A 2,082-nucleotide genomic window follows, 5' to 3' on the forward strand; every position below is an offset into this window, starting at 1 on the left:
CGTATATTGTCGAAAGTATTACTGATAAGTCCTATGTTAATATCCTCCCGTTCCCTTGCCGTCGGGTCGCTGGCAATAAACGCATGGGTGATACAGGAACCAGGTGTTGTCGGAATGTCGTCATTCTCCCTACCGCTTATCCTTGCCATCAGCTCCTGCATCTGGTTGACATCAGCTTGCACATAGTTCTGAATAGGGTCACCAAGGCGCTGCGTTTCATAGCGTGGCGCTGAGTCATTGACTGTCTGCTTCTGCAGCTTAATAACCACACCGTTGGTATACAGATATCCTTCCAGAATACGCATTGCGTCTGAAACGCCTCCATTTTCATTTCGTTCAAAAATCATCCCATCCATGCCGTCCGGCAACAACCAAACCTTTTTCAAAAAGGGCATATCCTGAACATCTATAGTTTTACTGTTTTGTAGAGTCTTTTCACGCAATGCGATTAACTGCTTAAATCCCGGAGGATACATCCTTTTTGTCGCTACATAAGTTTTATACATATCTTCTGGCCTAGAAATTACCGCCGCCCAGATGTTTTTTTCCAATGGTGCAGAGTCATTATAGGCCACAAAGAATGATGGCAGGTCGAGCATATAGCGACCGACGCAATAGGGTTTTATTTCAGAATTCAGTTTTTTCATAGCTTCCTGCTGTGATAACGTCAGTTTTTGTGGCGAAGGCGCATAAGGGCGAAAATATTGATACCCCCCATATCCCAGCGCAACAATAACAGCAAGAGCAATCCCTCTCCGTTTTATTTTATCCATTGTGATACCTTGTTAGTAATCCATCATCCTTTTCGACCTTTCAAAAAGCTCCGGGACGTACACGGACGCTACGGCTAAGGGTATCCCAGAAGGCGATAATTTCTTCCTTGCTATAGGAGGTCGGTGGCATACGTTGATTATTTAAGATCAGCATAAAACTCGGACTCTGGTAACTGGCCGTCATCTCATTGATATACATTTCAAATTGATATCGAGGTTCATCGTTATCCTCCTGTAAGCCTGCTGCTAGAAATTCCTGCGCCTGTAAACCATTGACAATAAAGGCACCATTTCTTTCTACTCTTCCTCGTGAGCGAGAGATATTACTCTTTATCTCTCCCATCCTGTCTAATAGGGTATTTTCTTCCGGTGTAAAGTTATTATTGGAAATCACAACACGTATATTATCGAAAATATTACTGATAAATCTTATCTTAATATCTTCTTCATCCTTTTCCGTCAGGTCGCTGGCAATAAACGCATGAGTGACACAGGAACCTGGTGCTGTCGGAATGTCGTCATTCTCCCTACCGCTTATCCTTGCCATCAGCGATTGCATCTGGCTAACATCATTAGGGACATAGTTTCTGGCTGGCCGCCCCCTTCGTTGCTCATTATATATAGAGCTCGAATCATTAATGGTTTGCTTCTGAAATTTAATAACTACGCCATTAGTATATAAATAACCTTCCAGTGTTCGAATAAAATCTGCGGTACCCGCATTATCATTCCGTTCAAAAATTACACCATCCATACCGTCCGGCAACAACCAAACCTTTTTCAAAAAGGGCATATCCTGAACATCTATAGTTTTACTGTTTTGTAGAGTCTTTTCACGCAATGCGATTAACTGCTTAAAACTGGGATGGTACATTTTCTTTGTCACCAAATAGGTTTTATATATATCTTCTGGTCTGGATATTACCGCTGCCCAGAGATTTTTTTCCAATGGCGCAGAATCATTATAGGCTACAAAGGATGATGGCAGGTCGAGCATATAACGCCCGACGCAATAAGGTTTTATTTCGGAATTCAGTTTTTTCATAGCTTCCTGCTGTGATAATGTCAGTTTTTGTGGAGAAGGTGCATAAGGGCGAAAATATTGATACCCCCCATATCCCAGCGCAACAAAAACAGCAAGAGCAATCACTCTCCGTTTTATTTTATCCATTGTGATACCTTGTTAGTAATCCATCATCCTTTTCGACCGGTCAAAAAGCTCCTGGACGGACACGGACGCTACGGCTAAGGGTGTCCCAAAAGGTAATAATTTCCTCTTTGCTGTAGGAGGTCGCTGGCATACGTTGAT

At 42.6% G+C, this 2,082-nt stretch carries 3 protein-coding genes; all 3 read right to left on the reverse strand.

The annotated features are described in order from the left end of the window. Positions 1-773 (reverse strand): hypothetical protein (locus DW47_RS0109650; protein WP_029686237.1); only part of this gene is annotated, 773 nt, incomplete at its 3' end. Between the two features lie 40 nt (positions 774-813). Then, positions 814-1,944 (reverse strand): T6SS immunity protein Tli4 family protein, encoded by a 1,131-nt coding sequence (locus DW47_RS0109655; RefSeq protein WP_161606701.1) that lies wholly within the window; start codon positions 1,942-1,944, stop codon positions 814-816. Positions 1,945-1,984: 40 nt separating this feature from the next. Next, complete coding sequence (locus DW47_RS17880; protein WP_206537847.1) at positions 1,985-2,074, reverse strand: T6SS immunity protein Tli4 family protein; 90 nt, start codon at positions 2,072-2,074, stop codon at positions 1,985-1,987. Positions 2,075-2,082: the final 8 nt, after the last annotated feature.

Source organism: Tatumella saanichensis (genome assembly GCF_000439375.1).
Taxonomy (GTDB): domain Bacteria; phylum Pseudomonadota; class Gammaproteobacteria; order Enterobacterales; family Enterobacteriaceae; genus Tatumella; species Tatumella saanichensis.

Bases quoted from the DNA above. Each gene is read 5' to 3' on its own strand.
- DW47_RS0109655 (WP_161606701.1), bottom strand. From the start codon at position 1,944: ATGGATAAAATAAAACGGAGAGTGATTGCTCTTGCTGTTTTTGTTGCG.
- DW47_RS17880 (WP_206537847.1), bottom strand. From the start codon at position 2,074: ATGCCAGCGACCTCCTACAGCAAAGAGGAAATTATTACCTTTTGGGAC.